This is a genomic window from Polaribacter litorisediminis, assembly GCF_019968605.1.
GTDB lineage: Bacteria > Bacteroidota > Bacteroidia > Flavobacteriales > Flavobacteriaceae > Polaribacter > Polaribacter litorisediminis.
Map to the genome: position 1 here is coordinate 1,934,195 of NZ_CP082966.1, position 20,206 is coordinate 1,954,400.

The following is a 20,206-nucleotide window of genomic DNA, read 5'->3' on the forward strand; positions in this document are numbered from 1 at the left end:
TATTTAATTTCAGCTACCAAAAGTATTGTTTTTATTAGAAATGTAGTTTTTTGTTTGCCTTTTGTTATGATAGTCAGTTTGTTTGTTACGATTTATCACACTGTAAATTAAATGATTACCTTATTTACAACTACGATGTCTACTTATTTTGAAGTTTTTTTTATGATTACATATTACCATATATGATTATAAATTACAGTCATGATTGCTTATTTTTAATTTTTATTTCTTCTCTTTGAAATAACACTAATAGAAACTGATGAGAAGCTTTAAAAAGATTATGGTTTTATAATTGCAGAAATCGGAAATTGAATGTAACGCTTATAAATATGTTCTCTATAATTTTTTTTCTTAAATCAGAAAAATCACTCGAACTGATAGCGCGTTTTTAAGGTTACCAATCAAGGAAATTAATTCACCTACTCTCACATAAAATTGAATTTAGCGTTTATCATTAAAAGGATTTATCCTGAACTTGATTCCGAAACAATGAAAAAATAATATTCTAAAGAGAAATTTGTAATGTATGAGCTTGATAAATTGTTGAGGCCTCTATAATTTTTCACCCTTTGTGCTGAAGGTAAGTGCCTTTTTAAATTTAATAAAACAACTTATACTTGTTTTAAAATTTTATCAATATTTTCCTTATGCGCCAAATCTGATCCTTCACTTAAAGTAGCAGCAACTCCGCAAGCTACACCCCAACGTAACATGTTTGTTGGTGTTTCATTTTTAGTGATGGCATAAATTAAACCTGCTACCATGCTATCTCCTGCTCCAATAGTACTTTTTACAGAAATTACAGGGGCAGAAATATATTCAATTCCGTTTTTGTGTGCTATAAAAGCGCCGTCTTTTCCTAAAGAAACCACCACATATTTTGCAGTTTTAGAGGTAACCAATTGCAAGGCAAATGTCTCTTGCTCTTTTGCGGTCATAGTTTGTTTACCTGCTAAACGTGCCAATTCTTTCTGATTGGGTTTTATTAAAAACAATTCGTTTTTTAATACTTCATTAAAAACAGGACCGGATGTATCTACAATTACTTTTACATCTTTTGCAGTTAAGTTTTTAATAATTTTTGAGTAATAATCTATCGGTAATCCCTTGGGCAAACTACCACTAATCACAAAAATATCGTTGTTTGCAACATGCTGATTAATTAAGGTCTCTACCGTTGCCAATTCTTTTTCATCAAAAGGACTTGTAGGCATTCCGAATCGATATTGCAATTTGGTTTTGGTATTAAAAACTGCAAAATTTTCTCTCGTTAAATTAGAAATTTCGGTAGCAATTACTTCTATATGTTGCTCTTCTAATAAATCTATTAAATGCTCGCCTGTTTTACCTCCATAGGGAAACAAACAATGACTTTCTACTTTTAAGCGATGTAAAACTCTAGAAATATTAACACCACCGCCACCTGGATGATACGTAATATCAAAACATTCCAATTTATCAAAAGGAATCATTTCGGCAACTTTTGCGCTTTTGTCTAAGGCTGGATTTATGGTGAGTGTTACTACTTTCATTTATTTCATTTTAGTACCAATAAAGATATGATTTTTTATTCTTTTTTCCTTCACTTTTATCCTAACACCGACTGAATCAAATAATCTCAGATTCTTTTAAATAATGCTGTATCATGTTCAACTAAAAAAATTCATGCCTATCAATATAAAATTATGCGTATGATTATTTTAAGTTCAAAATCATTTTTAAGAAATCTTAGACCACTAGAATTGACAATGCTTTTTCGTGGTTCGAAAACTTGCAAATTGAGTCCATATTAAAATTTGGTATACAGAAAATTTACACAGAACTAGATTCAGCAAAAAAGATAAAGTAATTGTAAATTAGGGATATATGAACCTATAAAAGTATTAGTTTGACTATCACTTTTGAAATTAAATCCAATAAGTGTTTAACATTCTTAGACTTTACAAAAAAATAAAGAGTATTTTAATTTGGGGTGATGCACTCTAAAATAACATTGACTCGATTGCTGATAAGCAAGTTCGGTTTTTTTAATAGCTTTATAGTTAATTCAACTAAAAAAGCAGTATTACTTGAACTAACAACTTCAAGGTACAATTATATTTTAGAAAAATATTAAATTACACTTCTAAATAACGGACTTTGAAAATTTTTGAAAAACGAATGTGTTTATTCAATTAATACTATCAAAAGATACTATCATACATAAACTATTATCTATAATTTTCTTCTCTTACAGGGCAATCTTCATAAAAATCTTTAAAAGTTTTGTTCGTATGGTATCGGTCTATTAAGACTTTATACACCATAAAAACGATCGCGATTTGACCAATAATGGAAGTATAAAAAATCCAACCAAAAGAAAAATTCATGGCAGAAGTAATTACAAATAAGAATAATAAGACAGTGGTAATTCCGATGTATGTGTATGCTGTAAGTTTCATAATATTTTATTTTGATTAAAGATAACTAATAAATAGTAAACAAAATAAAATTTAACAAATTATAACATTTGTAAAGAAAGTATTTCTCCTGATCTATTCATTTCTAATCTTATGCACCTCTAAAATTCAAACACTTTTTTAAGCTACTATCAACACAAAATTAAGTTTAGGATATCCTATAATTAAATTGAATTATTTTTTGATTCATTGAAAATAAAGAATTTCTTGAAACGAACTATCCTCGAGGCAGAGCCATAGAGGTACCTGCCTGCCGGCCTTTAGATTTGTAAAACAAAAATATTAACTTAAAAAAAATCATAATTGAATTGATCTTTCTTTTTTTGCTTCTTTTTTTCTTTGTTAATAACTCTAATTTTGTTGATAACTAAATACATAAAAAAGAACGGGGTGAACTTTTCTGTCGGCTAGATTAATGACCTATTGCCTGTATTAGTCCTCGTTCTTTATTAACCAGGTTACAAGGACCAAATAGAATACTAGAATTTACCTTATAAAGGTGTTAGTCAAGGTAACCATTTTAAACTTTATAAAATTATGAATATTAAAGACACAGTTGGCATCGACATGAGCAAATTAACTTTCGATGCAAGAATCCATTCCAGTCAAATTGAAAGTGAATTTCAAAATGACAAAAAAGGCTACAAAAAATTGGTTGATTGGACTTACAAGAATTCTGAGTTACCAAAAGAGAACATCATTTTTGTGTTTGAACACACTGGACTTTACTCTGATGGTTTTTATCCGTTTATTTAGCATCAAAACACATTCCTTTTTTTCTAGTTCCAGGTCTTGAAATTAAACAATCAATGGGAATGACAAGAGGTAAAAGCGATAAAGCAGATGCAAAAAAGATAGCAAAATATGCTTATCGAATGAGAGATGAGATTACACCTACAAAGCTTTCGTGTAAGGAAGAACAAAGCCTTAAGCACCTTCTTTCTCTCCGCCAGAGGTTAGTAAAGCAAAGAGCTGGTTTTAAAGCTTCGCTTAAAGAACAAAAGCGTGTGCTTGTTAAAAAAGATAATAAAACACTCCTATCCACTCAGCAGAAAATGATTAGCTACTTGACTAAACAAATTCAAGAAGTAGAACATGAAATGATGGATGTTTTAAAGAGTAACCAAAGCATGCTAAATAATTATAAGCTAATAACATCCATTAAAGGTATCGGATCTCAGACAGCTCTGTTTATGATAGCATACACAGCTAACTTTACTAAGTTCAAAAACCATCGAAAATTTGCATCTTATTCTGGTATTGCTCCATTTCAAAATCAATCTGGAACTAGTATAAGAGGTAAAACTAAAGTGAGTAATCTGGCAAATAAAAAAATAAAAAGTCTTCTTGATTTGTGTGCAAAAACAAGTATCCAACATAATGCTGAAATGAGAATTTACTATGAAAAAAGAGTAGCAGAAGGAAAGAATAAAATGAGTACAATAAATATAATAAGAAACAAATTAGTATCAAGAATATTCGCGGTTGTTAATAGAAAAGAGCCTTATATAGACACCATGAAATATGCTGCTTAAAATTGTTGATAACTTTAACATTTCTTGGCTGGTTTAATCATAGAATACAGGCAGGTTTCGCTCGTTTCATTTTGACCTAAAAAGGTCAAAAACCAAAATTCTATTATTTAGATTCCCGTTTTCACGGGAATGACAATTTCAACGGAAACCCCGACGCAGAGCATCGAGGAATTCTTTTCGATTAAAAAGAATTAACATGGTCGTAAAAAAGTAATTTTTTTTAACAAAACAAGCAAAAAGAAACGATTTATTCGGGCATTATTTTTCTAAAATAGCATTATTCTATCTTTTGTTTATTTGGGAATAATATCTTTAATCAAATCACTTACAACTACTCGTAAAATGTTGGGTTATTTGCTAGTATTACAAAATTCTATTACCTCATCAAAGATTTCTTAATCTATTATTGATGAACTGCAGTCTGTAAAAAACACATATTAAAATATAATACATTTATCAATCATAGTTGGTTCTTAAACCTTTATAAAATGAAATAGTTTATGCTGAATGAAAATTTTCTGTAACAAAAACACTAAATTTATGGTCTAAAATAGGACTAACTTTAAGAATAACAAACTATGAAGATTCGAGCAACAGCACTTTTACTAATTTTAATCCTAACTAGTTGTACCTCACAAAAAAATTCTGAAACGTTTATGACTGCAACCTCTGGTCGTTATTTATTTAATGCCAATGAAGTCTTAGAAATCTACTTTAAGGAAAGTATTATGCTTGCAAAATGGCGCGGAAATGATGCCTTAGAATTGTTAAAAGTAAATGACAGTTCTTTTTACATGAAAGCCTTAAACGAAAAAATTGTGTTTGTAAGTCAACCTAAAATGCATATTGAACTCGCTCCAAAAACAGAACATGATGGAATATTATATCATTTTGAAAAAATGGAAAAAGGTAAAAAAACCCCAGACGAACATTTTAGAGCAAAAGAATATAACAAGGCTTTGGCAGGGTTTATAAATATTCAGAAAGAAGATTCCTTAAATCCATATATCAAAGAAAATAGATTAAACAGTTTAGGGTACACCTTTATTAGAAATAAGGAGTATAATGCCGCCATTGAAGTTTTAAAAATAAACACTATTTTATATCCAGAAAGCTCTAATGTTTATGATAGTTTGGGTGATGCTTACCTTGCTCAAAAAGACACACTAAATGCTATAAAATATTACCGAAAAGCCCTAGATATAAATCCTGAAAAAAGGAATTCAAAAAAAGCCTATAAAAAATTAACCTCTAAATAATGGATCCTTTTAGCCATGATTAGATGAGTATTAAAATAATTATAATATTTCTATTTAGGTCAAAAACAAAGAAAACCAATTCTGATAACAGTTTTTCTCTACTATATCTTTTTTATAAATTACGCTATCTTTAGAACTTAAATAAAAACCATGAATACCGCCAAAGAATACTTTGATGAATACGCTGAAAGTCATCAAAATAAAACCAACCAAATCATTCATTACATTTGTGTGCCCATAATTTTCTTTAGTGTTATTGGCTTACTGATGAGCATACCTGCTACTCTTCTAGAAAATACTTTTAAATTACACAATCCATTATTAGAAAATTGGGCCGTAATTGTAGGCGTTATTATTTCATTATTTTATCTAAAATTAGGCTTTTGGTATTTTATTGAAATGCTCTTTGTAATACTACTTTGCGTCATTGGTAATTTTTGGTTAGGCAATCAAATAAACTTATTATATGGGGCTATTACTATTTTTGTTTTAGGTTGGATCGGGCAATTTTACGGCCATAAAATAGAAGGTGCAAAACCATCATTTTTAAAAGATTTAGAATTTTTATTGATTGGTCCGCTTTGGGTGATTCAGAAATTAGGAAAGAAGAAATAACAGATGAAAACAGCAATAACCTTCGAAGATTTTTTAAAAGTTGATATCAGAATCGGAACAATTATTGAAGTCAACGATTTCCCAAAAGCCAGAAAACCTGCTTATCAATTAAAAATTGATTTTGGCGCTTTGGGTATCAAAAAATCGAGCGCACAAATTACTGATTTGTATACCAAAGAAGCCTTATTGCATAAACAAGTGAGTGCTATTGTTAATTTTAAACCGAGACAAATTGCCAACTTTATGAGTGAATGTTTAGTTTTGGGAGTTTATAATACGAATGGAAATGTGGTTTTGTTAAAAGCTTCAAAAAAGATTAAAAATGGAGAGCAAGTTTCTTAAAGTCATTACGAACCATAGTTAAGTAATCTTTTAGTTACAATTCGCTAAACATTTATAAAGATTGTTTCACCAAACAAAAAAAGTTTGATTCGCAAAAACGAAATTGATTAGTTCTTAGGATTATTCAAAATCACTAAAGCTCCAATAACGCCAGGAATCCATCCGCAAAGCGTTAGCAAAAAAATAATAAAGAAAGAGCCACAACCTTTGTCTATAACTGATAAAGGAGGAAAAATAATGGCGAATAATACTCTGAAAAAACTCATTTATAATTTAGTTAGTTATACAAATGAGACGTTTCATCCTTAATTTTGTTACAACAAAAAACCACAAATTCACGCATTAAAAATTAGTGAATTTGTGGTAAAACATTTTTAAAAGTAAACTCTTATTTTATTATCTCCTTATTTCTAAAAAAAAATAGATAATTTAAAACTTCTCGATACAATTTTGAAAAAAAATCAAAATCACTCGAAGTGACATTTTATTAAGAATCACAAGCGTTTATTTAAAATACAAACTGCTAATTAAAGACTGAAAAACTACCAACTAAAAAAGCTACATATGGTCTCCAAAGAAAATAGCGTTCATTAACAACTTATTGGTTCCGAACCAAAAGGCTCTAAAATTGGTGTTATCTGTAAAAATAATTACACGACCACTACCCATTCTTTGAACTTTAAAAGGAACCGTATTTTTAATCACTTTTGCATTTTCTTTAGAAATATAACCACTTAATAAAGGGTTCGAAGTATACTGAATTGGATTATTATAACTACGTTTATCTGCTTTTACAAACATGGTAGAATTTCTAAATAAAGCAATTTTATCATTTTTATATCCAAAATTTATAGGGTGAGAACGATCAACTTTCGCCTCAAAAATAGCACCTCCAATAACCTGCGCGCCCGATTGTAAGGAACGATCTTCAAAAGAAACATCTTTAATTGTATCTGATTTTGAGCTGTCAAACTCAAGGTTCATCATTTTATTACTAGACAACCATCGTGCCGTATTTTTGTAACCGATAAGGATTCCACCATTTTGCACCCAAGTCTTTAATTTTTCTACAGCAGATTTTTCTAAACCACTACTCGGTATTACAATATGCGTGTATTTAGCAATTTCCATCCTTCTAAAATCTTTTGTATCCAAACGTGATATTGCCATATCAAAACGCTGATCTAACAAATGCCAAATTTCTCCAGAATCGTTACCCGCAACTCCATCGCCCACTAACATGGCTACTTTTGGTTTTGTTATATTTCTAAAATTATTAGAACCTAAATCAATTCCGTCATTTAAACCTGTGTTTACACCCATTATTTTAACATGACTTTCTGTGACCACTTTATTTAAAAATTGGTGCATTTCTTCTGCATTCAATTTTTGATTTTGAACTGGTATAAAGATCGTACCATACTCATAAGCAGTTCCGCCATTTGTAAAGTTTTTCATAGAAACTTTTGCACGCAAACCTTTCTGTAAAATTGTGTTTAAAGCTTTTGGCGTATAAAATTCATTCCATGGCATTAGGTAACCATATTCGCTTTTAGAAGAAACATTCCCGGCATTCATTTTTAGATCTGTAATTTCATTTCCTGCCTTAGAAAGTGAAATATTTTCAGCATAATCTAATCCAAAAGCATGATTAAAGGTCCATGCCGATACATCGTAAAACAAGCTATCTTTAAAGGTTTTACGCACATCAAACATCGCTTTTATCAAACGTTGATTTTTCTGATTCATAGGAACCACGTAACTATATCCTTTTTTAAAGGTTTTTCCGTTTTCTGTAAAATCTGCCTTTAATTCATGGATTTTAATCTGTTGTTTTTTCATCACTTCGGCTAAATGAAAACTCTTGGCTCCATCTTTTTCATCACCAAAAACAATCGCCTTTTTACTACCCGTATTTCTTGCTTCTTCGTAAAAATCTTGCTGATATTTTAAAATTTTTACACGCATTTTTCTTGCCGCTTCTAAAGTTGACAACGCTGCTGTAAACTGATTTCTAATCGTATAAGGAAAGGTTAAAACTCCGTTGATGGTTTCCTGTGCATGTCCTCTAGAACTTCCTTGCTCAAACAAAATACCAATACCACCATTAATGTCTGGAAATGTAGATCCTTTTCCATAATAAAAGTCATCAAAACTTTCTTCAGAATAGTATAAAGAACCTATTTTATCCAAAGCTTTTGCATGGTAGGTTCCTATTTCTCTCGTTAAATCCTGATTCATTTGTGGTGTTAACGGATTTGTTCTACTCGGAATTCCAGGTTGAAAAAAGAAGCTAGAATTGCTTCCCATTTCATGATGATCCGTTAAAATGTTCGGCAACCATTTATGAAAACTTGCAATTCTTGCCGTACTTTCTGGCAATTGCACGGGCAACCAATCTCGGTTCATATCAAACTGATAATGGTTGGTTCTTCCTCTAGGCCAAATCTCTGAATACTCTCTATCATTAGGATCTGGATTGATGTTTTTACTTCTGTTGGTATTTGCCCAATAAGCAAAACGCTGCAACCCGTCAGGATTGAAAGAAGGATCGAACAAAATAACCGTGTTTTTTAACAAATCGTCAATTTCACTTCCTTGTGCTGCCGCTAAATAATAGGCAACTGCCAAAGCTGCATTAGAGCCACTAGGTTCATTTCCATGAATTGAAAAACCTTGATACACCACAATTGGATTGTTAGCAACATCTACTGAAGCATCATTTGTCCCATCAATATGAATTTTTCTAATATTTTCTATATTTTGATGATTTTCGGGCGATGAAATCGTTAGTAAAAGTAAAGGCCTGTCTTCATAGGTTTTTCCTCTATTTTCTAGGGTAATTCTATCCGAAGATTTCGCTAAAACCTTCATATACTCTACTAATTTATCATGTGTAATATGCCACTCGCCTACTTCATGACCGATGACAGATTGCGGAGTTGGTATGTTTTGATTGTACGTGACATTTTTTGGCAAATAATAAGATAAATCTACTTTTTTTTGTGCATTTAGTAGCGTGGATAAAAATAGGAAAACTATGAATATTTTTTTCATGGATTAAATTGTTTAGTATTTTACAAATATAAACATACAGAAAGATTTTTTTAACACTTTAACAGTTGATTTAAATTGAGTAAATTGTTTTCCTATAATCAAGAATCTCACAGCAAATCCTTACAACAAACGAATACAAACAATAAAACCTCTACATCAATTCAATTTTTTCAATTTTACTTTAGCTTAAAAAAAGCAATATATTTACATTTCAAAAAAAACGCAAAAATTTCTCAGAAAAAATCCATGCAAACAACCAAATTGAGTCCTGAAAGTATATTGCCTCTTACCTGCTCTCGAGCAGGAACTTGCTGTTTTGGAAAAGCTGTCATGTTAAATCCATGGGAGTTATTAAACCTAAGTATAGAAAAAAAGAGTACGCCGAAAGAATTTCGTGATTTGTATTGCGACTTTGGTGGTATTCAACTTCGATTTGACGGAAAAAAAGATAAAAAAGGACAAAAAGCTTGCAGTCAATATAACGATTCTATTGGATGCAGCGTTCATCAAGGCAGACCATTAGCATGTCGCTTATATCCACTAGGTCGTCAAATTCAATTTGATACAGCCCACTATATTTATGAAGGGGATAAATTTCCGTGTTTAACGGACTGTTCTGAAGTTTTAAAATTACCCAAATTAAGCGTAAGCGAGTATCTTAAAGGACAAAAAACAACTCCATTCGAAAAGGCGCAAGATGCCTATTTAGTGGTGATGCAAAACATTGCTGATATTGCTTTTGAGTTATTGTTAGATTCTGGTTTAGCTGCATCTGGAGAAACGAGAACCTTGGCTGCATGGAGAACTTTAAGTACCGACACTCCTGATATTTTAGCAAAAAAAATAGGAAAAGAATGGATCAATTGCTTAATGATACCTGCAATAACCGAAGAGATTAACAACCCTATTTCTTTTGCTCAAAAACACAATGATTTGCTTGAATTAAAAGCGCAAGAAACATTTGGAGCTTTAAAAACAGATCAAGAACTTCATGAAGCTTCTGTGTTAATCATGGCAGTTGCCTTGCATTTGTCGAGAGGTTTAGGAGCAGACACAAAAGGAATTGCTGAACATTGGATTGAAATAGCAAAAAGCCATGGCGCCCAAGAATAATTTTTTAGTTTAAAATAACTATTAGAGGTTGTTTTAATAATTGTGATCATTTATTTTAGATTTTCAATTCTATTTTTATCAATTCAATAAAAATTCACAAACTCTTAGGCTATTTTCTCTCATTGATTTTTTTATTCAGATATTTGTAAACAAGATATTTTTTACATTTTTTGATGATAACTACTGCTACTTTAGAGACTTTACACAATTCACTTTCTGGTGATGTACTTTTTGATAATTTACACAAAACGTTGTATGCAACGGATGCATCGGTCTACAGAAAAATTCCCTTGGCAGTTGCTTTTCCGAAGGATGAAAATGATCTTAAAATTTTAATTGAATTTGCTGTAAAAAATAGCATCACTTTAATACCAAGAACCGCAGGTACTTCTTTAGCGGGGCAGTGTGTTGGCGAGGGTATTGTAGTGGATGTTTCAAAACATTTTACCGAAATCATTTCTTTTGATGAACAAGCAAAAACCATCACCCTTCAACCAGGGATTGTTCGAGATTCTTTAAACGATTTTCTGAAACCCTACGGACTGTTTTTTGGTCCGAATACCTCAACTTCTAATCGATGTATGATTGGTGGAATGGTTGGCAACAATTCATCGGGCAGCACCTCCATAAAATATGGGGTTACTCGTGATAAAGTTTTAGAGATTGACGCTATTTTAAGCGATGGAAGCACTGCCATTTTTAAAGAAATTACCTCCAAAGAATTTATCGCTAAAACAAAAGAAAACACTTTAGAAGGACAGATTTATAAATCGATTTATTCTGAACTTATTTCAAAATCTACGCAAAAAGAAATAAAAAAAGAATTTCCAAAAGAAACAATTCATAGAAGAAATACAGGCTATGCCGTTGATGAGTTTTTAACTTCAGATTTGTTCGGTGGCACGGAACCCACCCTGAACGTGGCAAAATTTTTATCTGGAAGTGAAGGAACTTTGGCGTTTTCTACTTCCATCACCTTACAATTAGATGATGTACCACCAACAAAAAGTATCATGGTCTGCTCTCATTTTAAGAGTATAAACGAAAGTTTATTAGCAACTGTTACTGCGATGAAACATAATTTATACAATTGTGAATTGATGGATAAGACCATCTTAGACTGCACAAAAAATAATCGGGAAATCGCTAAAAACAGGTTCTTTTTACAAGGAGATCCTGAAGCGGTTTTAATGTTAGAAGTTTCTGCAAACACTATTGAAGAAGCAAAAATTTTAGCAGATAACCTAATTACTGATTTAAAGAAAAATAACTTCGGATATCATCATCCAAAAGTATACGGAACCGATATTGCAAAAGTCCATTATTTAAGAAAAGCAGGTTTGGGATTGTTGGGGAATATGGTTGGGGATAAAAAAGCAGTGGCTTGCATCGAAGATACTGCCGTGGCTTTAGAAGATTTACCAAATTATATAGAGGAGTTTACCAAAATAATGGATACATATCAGCAAAGCGCTGTTTATTATGCACATGCAGGAGCTGGCGAATTGCATTTACGTCCTATTTTGAACTTAAAGAAAAAAGAAGACGTCGTTTTATTTAGAAAAATTACCACAGACACGGCAGAATTAGTTAAAAAATATAAAGGTTCTTTTTCTGGCGAGCATGGAGACGGAATTGTACGCGCAGAATTTATTCCATTAATGATTGGCGAACAAAACTACCAATTATTAAGACGCCTTAAAAAAGCATTTGATCCGAATAATGTCTTTAATCAAGGAAAAATTACGGATGCTTTTTCTATGGATAAAAATCTACGGTATGAAGTTGATAGAAAAGAACCTGAAATTGAAACGATTCAAGATTTTTCTGATAGCGAAGGAATTTTAAAATTAGCAGAAAAATGTAACGGTTCTGGAGATTGTAGAAAACCTGTAGAAGCGGGCGGAACGATGTGCCCAAGCTACAGAGCTACAAAAAACGAGAAAGATACCACAAGAGCAAGAGCCAACACCTTGCGTGAATTTTTAACAAATTCTCAAGAAGCCAATAAGTTTAACCATAAAGAATTAAAAGAGGTTTTCGACTTGTGTTTAAGCTGCAAAGCCTGCGCTTCAGAATGCCCGAGCAATGTAGATATTGCCACCATGAAAGCTGAGTTTTTATATCAATATCAAGAAACAAATGGCTATTCTTTTAGAAATAAAATGTTCGCAAATAATGCCAAATACAATAAGCTAGGTAGCAAATTGCCAAAGATTACCAACTTTTTTACCAATTCAATTTTAGCAAAAAAAGTTTTAGGAGTGGCTGTAGAACGTTCTGTTCCTAAACTGGCAAATGAAACTTTAGAGAGTTGGTTTAAAAATCGAAATGTCATTTCGAGCGCAGTAGAGAAATCTCAAAGAACTGTCTATTTATTTAAAGATGAATTTACAAATTACTACGATTCAGAAATTGGAAAAGATGCTGTTTTTCTATTGGAAAAATTGGGATATGAAGTTAAAAATATAGCGCATGATGAAAGTGGAAGAAGTCATATTTCTAAAGGATTTTTAAAAGAAGCAAAAGCAATTTGCAACAAAAATATTGCTGTTTTCAAAGATGTAATTACTGATAAAACTCCATTAATTGGCGTTGAACCCTCAGCAATTTTAACGTTTAGAGATGAATATATTCGTTTGGCAGATGATAAATCATCCGCAGAAAGCATAGCAAAAAATACGTTTACTTTTGAAGAATTTTTAGCCAAAGAAATCGAAAAAGAACATATTGATGTATCATTATTTACATCAGCAAAGAAAGATATTAAAATTCATGGGCATTGTCATCAAAAAGCGTTGTCTGGCACACATTCCAGTTTTCAGGTTTTGAATATTCCTGAAAATTATTCGGTAACCATTATCAGCTCTGGTTGTTGTGGAATGGCTGGCAGTTTTGGGTATGAAAAGGAACACTATGCCGTAAGTATGCAAGTTGGTGAAGACACTTTATTTCCTAAAGTAAGAAATTACCATGCTGATACAGAAATAGCTGCAGCAGGAACAAGTTGTAGACATCAAATTTTTGACGGCACAAAACGTATTGCCAAACACCCGATTACAATTTTAAAAGAAGCTTTGAAATAGTTTTCATTTGGCAGTCTCAGTTGGCAGTCTCAGTTGGCAGTAAAATGCTCACTGAAAACTGAGACTGAAAACTGAATACTGATTACTATTCTTTTCGTACATTTAAACTCTAATCATTCTAGTTTGCCAAAACAATCAAAAGTAACAGCAATGTTTGCGCTCATTATTGCAGGAGAAGCCATTTTTCTATTACCCTTTATTTTGATGCGTGTTTTTAAACCTGTTATTAGGGAAGTATTTTTGATTTCTGATGCTCAAATTGGTGAAGCACAGGCTTTATACGGAATTACAGCTGTACTATCGTATTTTTTTGGTGGATTTATTGCTGATACATTTGAACCTCGAAAATTATTAACATTTTCTTTATTATTAACGGCTTGTGGTGGTTTTTGGATGACCATGATTCCGTCTATATTTGGATTAAAATTACTGTATGCTTTTTGGGGAGTTTCTACCATTTTATTCTTTTGGGCTTCTTTAATTAAAGCCACTAGACAATGGGGCAATAAAAACAATCAAGGATTATCTTTTGGCTTATTAGATGGTGGAAGAGGATTTTTTGCTGCCACAATAGCGCTGTTTGGAGCAGCAATATTAACCTTCTTTTTCCCTGATAAAGGAGTTGAAATTACTTTTGAAAATAAAGTAGAAACGTTACAATACATTATTGGCGCTATTACATTTATTGTATTTTTAGTCGCATTTTTAGTTTGGAAAGTATTACCAAAAGAAGAGCTAAAATTTGAATCTGGGAAAGAGTTTCAATTCAATTTTAAGAAAGCATTTGCCTTGATGAAACAAAAAAAGGTTATCTATCACTCCCTCATTATTTTTTGTGCCTATTGTTCGTATAAATTAACAGGAGTTTATGGAACTTATGCCAAAGATGTTTGGAACTTCAGTTTGGAAGAAGCTACTTATTTTGCAGTTTCAATTCAATATATAAGACCTTTTGCCGCTATTTTTATTGGTTGGATTGCCGATAAATTTGTACCATCAAAGCTATTAGTTCCAAGTTTTTCTATATTAATACTCGTCTCCATTATTTTAGGTTTCGGACTTTTTGAAAATCAACCTATATTTTTATCATTTGCTGCTTTTTTATTTATCGCTTTTGGAACCTATTCTTTAAGGGGATTGTATTTTGCAATTATGGAAGAAACAAAAACCCCCATTCAATTAACAGGAACTTTAGTCGGAATTATATCTGTAGTTGGTTTTACTCCAGACATCTTTATGTCTTTATTTAACGGTTATATGTTGGGAGAACACCCGACAATTATAGAATATCAAAATTTATTTACAATATTTACAATTATTCCTTTAGTGGGTTTATTCGCTGCTTTAGGTTTTAGAAAAAGTATATCAAAATTATGAGCAAAAAAAACAAGTATGTAGCGGATGAAAATCGTTACGAAAAAATGAAATACAGAAGAACTGGAAATAGTGGTTTATTATTGCCAGAGCTTTCCTTGGGTTTATGGCACAACTTCGGAGATCATGACAATTTCAAAAATGCTAGAAATTTATTGAAATGCGCATTTGATAATGGAATTACCCATTTTGACTTAGCCAATAATTATGGTCCACCTCCTGGATCTGCAGAAAAAAACTTTGGAAAAATCCTGAAGAAAGATTTCAAGAATTACAGAGATGAGTTGATTATTTCATCAAAAGCTGGCTATGGAATGTGGCCTGGTCCTTATGGAGATTTGGGTTCTAAAAAGTTTTTAGTAGCAAGTTTAGATCAAAGTTTACAAAGAATGGGCTTAGATTATGTAGATATTTTTTATCATCATAGACCCGATTATGATACACCTTTAGAAGAAACTATGGGTACTTTAGATTTAATGGTAAAACAAGGCAAAGCATTGTATGTGGGGCTTTCTAATTATCAACCAGAAAGAGCTGCAGCCGCTTTTAAAATTTTAAACGATTTAGGAACATCTTGTTTAATTCATCAACCCAATTATAATTTATTTAATCGATGGATTGAAGATGGATTATTGGATTTATTAGGTGATTCTCAAGTTGGTGCCATTTGTTTTTCTCCGTTGGCGCAGGGAATGTTAACCGATAAATATATCCATGGCTTACCAAAAGATTCAAGAGCTGTAAAGGATAGTCCGTTTTTAAACACAGATCAAGTTTTAGAAATGCTTCCAAAAATTAAAGCACTCAATGAAATTGCTAAAAACAGAAATCAGAGTTTAGCTCAAATGGCCATTTCTTGGATTTTAAAGGATGATAGAATTACCTCTGTTTTAATCGGAGCTAGTAAAACCAGTCAGATTTTAGACAGTGTTAAAGCAATTGAAAACACTAGTTTTTCTTCTGATGAGTTGCACGCAATTAACAACGTTTAAAACTACAAAAGGTAAATCACTGAATTTAATTGTTTTACGATTTTTTTAAGACTTTTTAATAAATTAATAATTATTTTTGTTTAATATTTAACTATTTAAATTAAACAAAATGAATCAAAAGAAAATAATTATTAAGTATGCAGTATTAATAACTTTAATGATTGGTGGTTTCTTTCTACTCTCGACATTATTTGGTTTGGAAGAAAATCCATACCTAAGATTTTTAAATTTATTATTTGTACTCATTGGTATTCGTGAAGTCATAAAAAGAAACATCGAAATTCATAAAGAAACCAACTATCTTGTAAATTTAGGTTTGGGTTTACAGACATCAGTACTAGCAGTAATTTTTTCAATAATAGGTGTTATTGGATATATAGAACTAATCAACCCTAATTTTTTGCTAGTCATGAATAACTCCTTCTTAATTGGGGGTGATTTATCGCTAGCAGAAATATTTATCACACTGTTAATTGAAGGAATGGCTTCTTCATTTATTGGGTCTTTTATTGTCATGCAGTTTTACAAAAATCATGATAAGATTGTTTCAGTTGTATAAAAAAACACCTTATTTGAATTAAATAGTAAATAGTCGTCTATTACCAATTGGCATTTAAAATGCCGTATAAAATTAGTTTGTTTTTGGACCATTTTCTTTTTAAGTTGAAATAGAAAGAAAAAAAGTGCATTCTATGGCAATCATTTCAATGCAGAATTGTTCTCATCTTTCAAGAAATAAATATCAGAAAAAATGCAAAAAAAAAGACTGCCTTTTAAGACAGCCTCTTTAAGGTTGAAAAAAAACGAAACTTTAATCTTTAAAATCTTCATCACTCAGTAAAGCGAAAAATTTATCTAAATTTGGTAAAATAACAATTCTAGTTCTTCTGTTTCTTGCTCTGTTTTCTTTGCTATTATTTTCTACCAAAGGCATTGTAGAACCTCTACCAGAAGCTATTAATCTTTTACCTTCTATATTATACTTGTTTTCTAAAAGTCTGATAATCGATGTTGCTCTTTTTACGCTTAAATCCCAATTATCTTGCACCATGGCATTGCTTATAGTTCTAGAATCTGTATGACCTTCAATCATCACATCCATACTAGGTTCTGATTTTATAATGTTTGCCAATTTTTCTAAAAGCGGATACGCTCCTTTTTTAACATTATAGCTTGCTGTGTTAAATAATAGTTTATCTGACACAGAAATCATGACCACTGTTTGATCTATATGGATATCAATATCATCAGAATTTGTTAAATCTGAAGTATCCATAGACTTTTTTAGACCATAAGAAACAGCAATATTTAAGGAATCTTTTAAAGTTTTTGCTTCTGCCAAAAGAGCAGGATCTACTTTTTTAAGTGTTTTCCTCATATTTTCTTTTGTTTTGTTAGATATTACCGCTGTCTTCCCAACCATATCTAATTTAACATCATTTTGCTTTTTTAAAGAAACGTTATCACTCTTTAAAGAATTAATTTTATCATTATAAGTAACAACGCGTTCTTCAATTTTTGCGAATCTCGCTTCTAACTTTTCTTTCTCTATAGTTGTTTTTTGTAAGTTTCCTATAGTGTTATCATACTTTGTTTCTAGTTCCACATACTTCTTTTTTGAAACACACGATGCTGTTAATATTGCCAAAATAGCGATTGGCATGAATAATTTTTTCATAATTACCATTTTATAGTTAACCTTTAAACGTTTAAAAGTACACTATATTTTATGGATCAATTTATCTTTCGAATTATGTATGTTAAAAATTAAAAAACCATAAGAAATGACTCTTATGGTTTTGTTTTTGTAATTATTTTAAATCTTAAGATTATTGCAAACTCGCCAAACTACTTTTAATAGTTTCAATTTTAGCTAAAGTATCGGCTTCTTTTTTACGTTCTAAAGCAATTACTTGCTCGGGTGCATTCGCAACAAAACGCTCGTTAGATTCTTTTTAAAAATAAAGAATTTTTACTAATGTAATGGCTCTTTAAATTTGTAGTCCTTATTTATTTATGATCTGGAATATAGATTTTAACATCTAAAATAAGCAAATAGAAAAGCTAGTTGGTTTTTAAATTACTAAAAGTAAAGTCTAGTAAGTGATCTTAAATACTATTAATTTTTTTCTCTTAAAGGTCTCTTACCAAAACGTTTTTTGTAAATAGTAGAAAAATGAGAGGTATGCAAATAGCCCACTTCTAAAGCAACTGTTTTTAATAAAACATTGGGGTTTAATTCAATAATTCTAAACGCTTTTTTTAATCTAATTTCTTTAATTAAATTATTTGGGGTCAGACCTGTTTCGCTTTTTATCCTTCTATGTAAAGTACTTCTTGAAACATTTAAAAAAGCAGCTATATCCTCACTCACTAATTTGCTGTTACTACTTTCATTCTTTATAAATTCTTCCACCCCTTTAATCCAATCGCTTTTAACAATTTGTCTATCTATTAAAGTTTCTTTTTCTAAATATTCAGTTCGTTTTTTGTAATTTCTTAAGGCATTTTTTATTCTAATAATTAGCTCCTCTCTTTCAAAAGGTTTGTTTAAAAAATCATCTATGCCTAAACGTAAAACTTCTAATTTACTTTTGCTTTCAGTTTTAGCGGTAAGCATTAAAATAGGCGTATCAATATTATTCTCTTTTACTTTTTTTATCAGTTCAACACCATCCATAATAGGCATCATATTATCTGTTAAAATAAAATCAATTTTACGAACCTCTAATATTTCTAAGGCTTCTTGTCCGTTTTCTGCTTCTAAACAGTGGTAATCTTTTAAAATTGATTTTAAATAAACTCTCATTTCATAATTATCATCTACAATAAGAAGATGTAATCTTTCATTTATGAAAGGTATTTCTACCTGTAATGGTGTATTAATTAAATGGGTTGGCTCTTTAACCGAATTTCTAGAGCTTTCTATTGCTAAAGGCAGTTTTATTGTAAAAGTACTGCCTACGTTTAATTGACTATCAATTTTTAATATACCTTTATGTAAGTTTATAATTTCTTTACTAAAAGCCAAGCCAATACCACTTCCACCAGCTTTGTTTATACTATTATTTACTTGATAAAATCGATTGCAAATCAAATCGATATCTTCTTTAGAAATGCCAATTCCTGTATCTGATATAGCTAGTAAAACATGATTTCTTTCTTGTTGTAAAGATATTGAAATCGCCCCCTTTTTAGGCGTGTACTTTATGGCATTTATAATAATGTTATTTAAAGCTCTTTCAAAAAAAACAGTATCTATTTCTACCCAAAACGTATCTTTAGGGATAGTAGTTTTAAAAAGAATTTTGCGTTGTTGAAACGCAGCTTCAAAGGATAAATATAATTTACGCACTAACGCATTCAAAGAAACTTTTTCAATTTCTAGTGTAAAGTTGGGCTCTTTCATTTTGGCTAGATCTAAAACATCATTGACAATTTTTTTTAATTTGTTAATTTGTTTGTTTAATCCTTGTTCAATGTTACTGCTTTCTTTCTCTAAAACAGTATTTTTAAATTGATGAAGTTTATCAATTTCACCTTTCATTAAGGTTATAGGGGTTCTAATTTCATGAGAAACATTGATAAAAAACTGTGATTGAAAATTATTCAAATTTTCTAATTCTTTTCGTTGTTTTTCTAATTTTGCCTCATTTGCAATATTTTCTTTTTTAAAGTATTGTACCAAAAAAAAGAAAGCAAAAAATTGCAATAAAATTAGTACTGGAGAACCAAAAGCACCTTCTGGATAATATGATGATAACTTTACAGGAATTACAAATAATAAGTAAGAAATTATAAATGTGCCGTATAAAACATAATTGTTATTTGTAAATAATAATAAAAAAACAGGAATTATAATATACATATACTCTAAATAAATACCTTTTTCTATAACGTTTGTAAACATAATAATGCCGTAAATAAGAAAGAAAAAGAATAAGAAAACAGCAGTCTTGTACATTTTTTTAAATTGAAAAAAAAAGGTAATTATTAGTCCTAAAAAAACACTAAAATGAGTAAGGATTTGGGATGTGGGGTTTTCAATTAAAAAACCGTCTTTAGCCATAAAAACAAGCTCTATGATAAACCAATTAAAGCAAAAAATATTTAGTAAACGAACTCTTTTAGTTTCTAACTTTGTTAAGTTATCGTCTACACCTATATCTTTAATTTTATTATAAAAATCTTTCAATTTCATTACATTAGTATCTGTAGAATTCAAAAATAGAAAATAAGAATCCCAAATTCTAATCCTTTTTAGACTTAATATTTCTATTGCTACAAAATTGACTGCTATTGCTACAAAATTGACTATTCTTGATACAGTTGTGATGAAGATTGAAACAATAATGCTATTTCTTTTCTTCACTT

The 20,206-nt window shown here is 30.6% G+C and carries 16 protein-coding genes and 1 pseudogene; 10 read left to right on the forward strand and 7 right to left on the reverse strand.

The genetic code is table 11. The annotated features are described in order from the left end of the window. Positions 1-611: 611 nt before the first annotated feature. Both K8354_RS08355 and K8354_RS08360 read right to left on the reverse strand, forming a co-directional pair. On the reverse strand, positions 612-1,532 hold the full coding sequence (locus K8354_RS08355) for a 1-phosphofructokinase family hexose kinase (protein WP_223447178.1): 921 nt from the start codon (positions 1,530-1,532) through the stop codon (positions 612-614). 678 nt (positions 1,533-2,210) lie between these two features. Next, entirely contained in the window at positions 2,211-2,441 is a 231-nt protein-coding gene (locus K8354_RS08360; protein WP_223447180.1) for a hypothetical protein, read from the reverse strand. A gap of 555 nt (positions 2,442-2,996) precedes the next feature. Here K8354_RS08360 and K8354_RS08365 point away from each other — a divergent pair. From K8354_RS08365 to K8354_RS08385, 5 genes are all read left to right on the forward strand, one after another. Further along, positions 2,997-3,215, forward strand: coding sequence for a hypothetical protein (locus K8354_RS08365; RefSeq protein WP_223447182.1), 219 nt, complete (start codon positions 2,997-2,999; stop codon positions 3,213-3,215). Between the two features lie 53 nt (positions 3,216-3,268). After that, positions 3,269-3,994 (forward strand): transposase, encoded by a 726-nt coding sequence (locus K8354_RS08370; protein ID WP_367890424.1) that lies wholly within the window; start codon positions 3,269-3,271, stop codon positions 3,992-3,994. A 578-nt stretch (positions 3,995-4,572) separates the two neighbouring features. After that, positions 4,573-5,253 carry a tetratricopeptide repeat protein gene (locus K8354_RS08375; protein WP_223447184.1) on the forward strand — a complete coding sequence of 227 codons (681 nt, stop codon included), beginning with the start codon at positions 4,573-4,575 and terminating at the stop codon, positions 5,251-5,253. Positions 5,254-5,403: 150 nt separating this feature from the next. After that, the gene (locus tag K8354_RS08380) at positions 5,404-5,868 is read left to right on the forward strand and encodes an Mpo1 family 2-hydroxy fatty acid dioxygenase (protein ID WP_223447186.1); all 465 of its coding nucleotides are present in this window, start codon (positions 5,404-5,406) and stop codon (positions 5,866-5,868) included. Positions 5,869-5,871: 3 nt separating this feature from the next. After that, positions 5,872-6,210 carry a tRNA-binding protein gene (locus K8354_RS08385; protein WP_223447188.1) on the forward strand — a complete coding sequence of 113 codons (339 nt, stop codon included), beginning with the start codon at positions 5,872-5,874 and terminating at the stop codon, positions 6,208-6,210. Positions 6,211-6,317: 107 nt separating this feature from the next. On the opposite strand, the gene K8354_RS08390 is transcribed toward K8354_RS08385, so the two are convergent. Further along, positions 6,318-6,476 carry a YqaE/Pmp3 family membrane protein gene (locus K8354_RS08390; protein ID WP_076686390.1) on the reverse strand — a complete coding sequence of 53 codons (159 nt, stop codon included), beginning with the start codon at positions 6,474-6,476 and terminating at the stop codon, positions 6,318-6,320. 292 nt (positions 6,477-6,768) lie between these two features. Next, positions 6,769-9,267: a M14 family zinc carboxypeptidase gene (locus tag K8354_RS08395; RefSeq protein WP_223447191.1), complete on the reverse strand. Its 2,499-nt coding sequence runs from the start codon at positions 9,265-9,267 to the stop codon at positions 6,769-6,771. 246 nt (positions 9,268-9,513) lie between these two features. On the opposite strand from K8354_RS08395, the gene K8354_RS08400 reads away from it, so the two are divergent. The 5 genes from K8354_RS08400 (at position 9,514) to K8354_RS08420 (ending at position 16,391) form a co-directional block, all read left to right on the forward strand. Then, positions 9,514-10,380 carry a YkgJ family cysteine cluster protein gene (locus tag K8354_RS08400; protein WP_223447193.1) on the forward strand — a complete coding sequence of 289 codons (867 nt, stop codon included), beginning with the start codon at positions 9,514-9,516 and terminating at the stop codon, positions 10,378-10,380. Between the two features lie 173 nt (positions 10,381-10,553). Further along, positions 10,554-13,466, forward strand: coding sequence for an FAD-binding and (Fe-S)-binding domain-containing protein (locus K8354_RS08405; RefSeq protein ID WP_223447195.1), 2,913 nt, complete (start codon positions 10,554-10,556; stop codon positions 13,464-13,466). A 123-nt stretch (positions 13,467-13,589) separates the two neighbouring features. Continuing rightward, complete coding sequence (locus tag K8354_RS08410) at positions 13,590-14,843, forward strand: MFS transporter (RefSeq protein WP_223447197.1); 1,254 nt, start codon at positions 13,590-13,592, stop codon at positions 14,841-14,843. After that, positions 14,840-15,832 (forward strand): aldo/keto reductase, encoded by a 993-nt coding sequence (locus tag K8354_RS08415; protein WP_223447199.1) that lies wholly within the window; start codon positions 14,840-14,842, stop codon positions 15,830-15,832. Before K8354_RS08410 ends, K8354_RS08415 begins: the two co-directional genes overlap by 4 nt. A gap of 109 nt (positions 15,833-15,941) precedes the next feature. Further along, the gene (locus K8354_RS08420; protein ID WP_223447200.1) at positions 15,942-16,391 is read left to right on the forward strand and encodes a hypothetical protein; all 450 of its coding nucleotides are present in this window, start codon (positions 15,942-15,944) and stop codon (positions 16,389-16,391) included. Between the two features lie 252 nt (positions 16,392-16,643). Here K8354_RS08420 and K8354_RS08425 read toward each other — a convergent pair whose 3' ends face one another. The 3 genes and pseudogenes from K8354_RS08425 to K8354_RS08435 all read right to left on the reverse strand — a co-directional run bounded on the left by K8354_RS08425 (position 16,644) and on the right by K8354_RS08435 (position 20,204). Further along, positions 16,644-17,510, reverse strand: coding sequence for an OmpA/MotB family protein (locus K8354_RS08425; RefSeq protein WP_223447202.1), 867 nt, complete (start codon positions 17,508-17,510; stop codon positions 16,644-16,646). Between the two features lie 151 nt (positions 17,511-17,661). Then, positions 17,662-17,787 (reverse strand): annotated as a pseudogene (locus tag K8354_RS18815) (hypothetical protein); the annotation flags it as partial. A 164-nt stretch (positions 17,788-17,951) separates the two neighbouring features. Then, on the reverse strand, positions 17,952-20,204 hold the full coding sequence (locus tag K8354_RS08435) for an ATP-binding response regulator (RefSeq protein ID WP_223447204.1): 2,253 nt from the start codon (positions 20,202-20,204) through the stop codon (positions 17,952-17,954). Between the last annotated feature and the right edge of the window lie 2 nt (positions 20,205-20,206).

Bases quoted from the DNA above. Each gene is read 5' to 3' on its own strand.
- K8354_RS08390 (WP_076686390.1), bottom strand. From the start codon at position 6,476: ATGAGTTTTTTCAGAGTATTATTCGCCATTATTTTTCCTCCTTTATCA.
- K8354_RS08365 (WP_223447182.1), top strand. From the start codon at position 2,997: ATGAATATTAAAGACACAGTTGGCATCGACATGAGCAAATTAACTTTC.
- K8354_RS08405 (WP_223447195.1), top strand. From the start codon at position 10,554: ATGATAACTACTGCTACTTTAGAGACTTTACACAATTCACTTTCTGGT.
- K8354_RS08385 (WP_223447188.1), top strand. From the start codon at position 5,872: ATGAAAACAGCAATAACCTTCGAAGATTTTTTAAAAGTTGATATCAGA.
- K8354_RS08395 (WP_223447191.1), bottom strand. From the start codon at position 9,267: ATGAAAAAAATATTCATAGTTTTCCTATTTTTATCCACGCTACTAAAT.
- K8354_RS08370 (WP_367890424.1), top strand. From the start codon at position 3,269: ATGGGAATGACAAGAGGTAAAAGCGATAAAGCAGATGCAAAAAAGATA.
- K8354_RS08420 (WP_223447200.1), top strand. From the start codon at position 15,942: ATGAATCAAAAGAAAATAATTATTAAGTATGCAGTATTAATAACTTTA.
- K8354_RS08425 (WP_223447202.1), bottom strand. From the start codon at position 17,510: ATGAAAAAATTATTCATGCCAATCGCTATTTTGGCAATATTAACAGCA.
- K8354_RS08400 (WP_223447193.1), top strand. From the start codon at position 9,514: ATGCAAACAACCAAATTGAGTCCTGAAAGTATATTGCCTCTTACCTGC.
- K8354_RS08355 (WP_223447178.1), bottom strand. From the start codon at position 1,532: ATGAAAGTAGTAACACTCACCATAAATCCAGCCTTAGACAAAAGCGCA.
- K8354_RS08375 (WP_223447184.1), top strand. From the start codon at position 4,573: ATGAAGATTCGAGCAACAGCACTTTTACTAATTTTAATCCTAACTAGT.
- K8354_RS08360 (WP_223447180.1), bottom strand. From the start codon at position 2,441: ATGAAACTTACAGCATACACATACATCGGAATTACCACTGTCTTATTA.
- K8354_RS08380 (WP_223447186.1), top strand. From the start codon at position 5,404: ATGAATACCGCCAAAGAATACTTTGATGAATACGCTGAAAGTCATCAA.
- K8354_RS08415 (WP_223447199.1), top strand. From the start codon at position 14,840: ATGAGCAAAAAAAACAAGTATGTAGCGGATGAAAATCGTTACGAAAAA.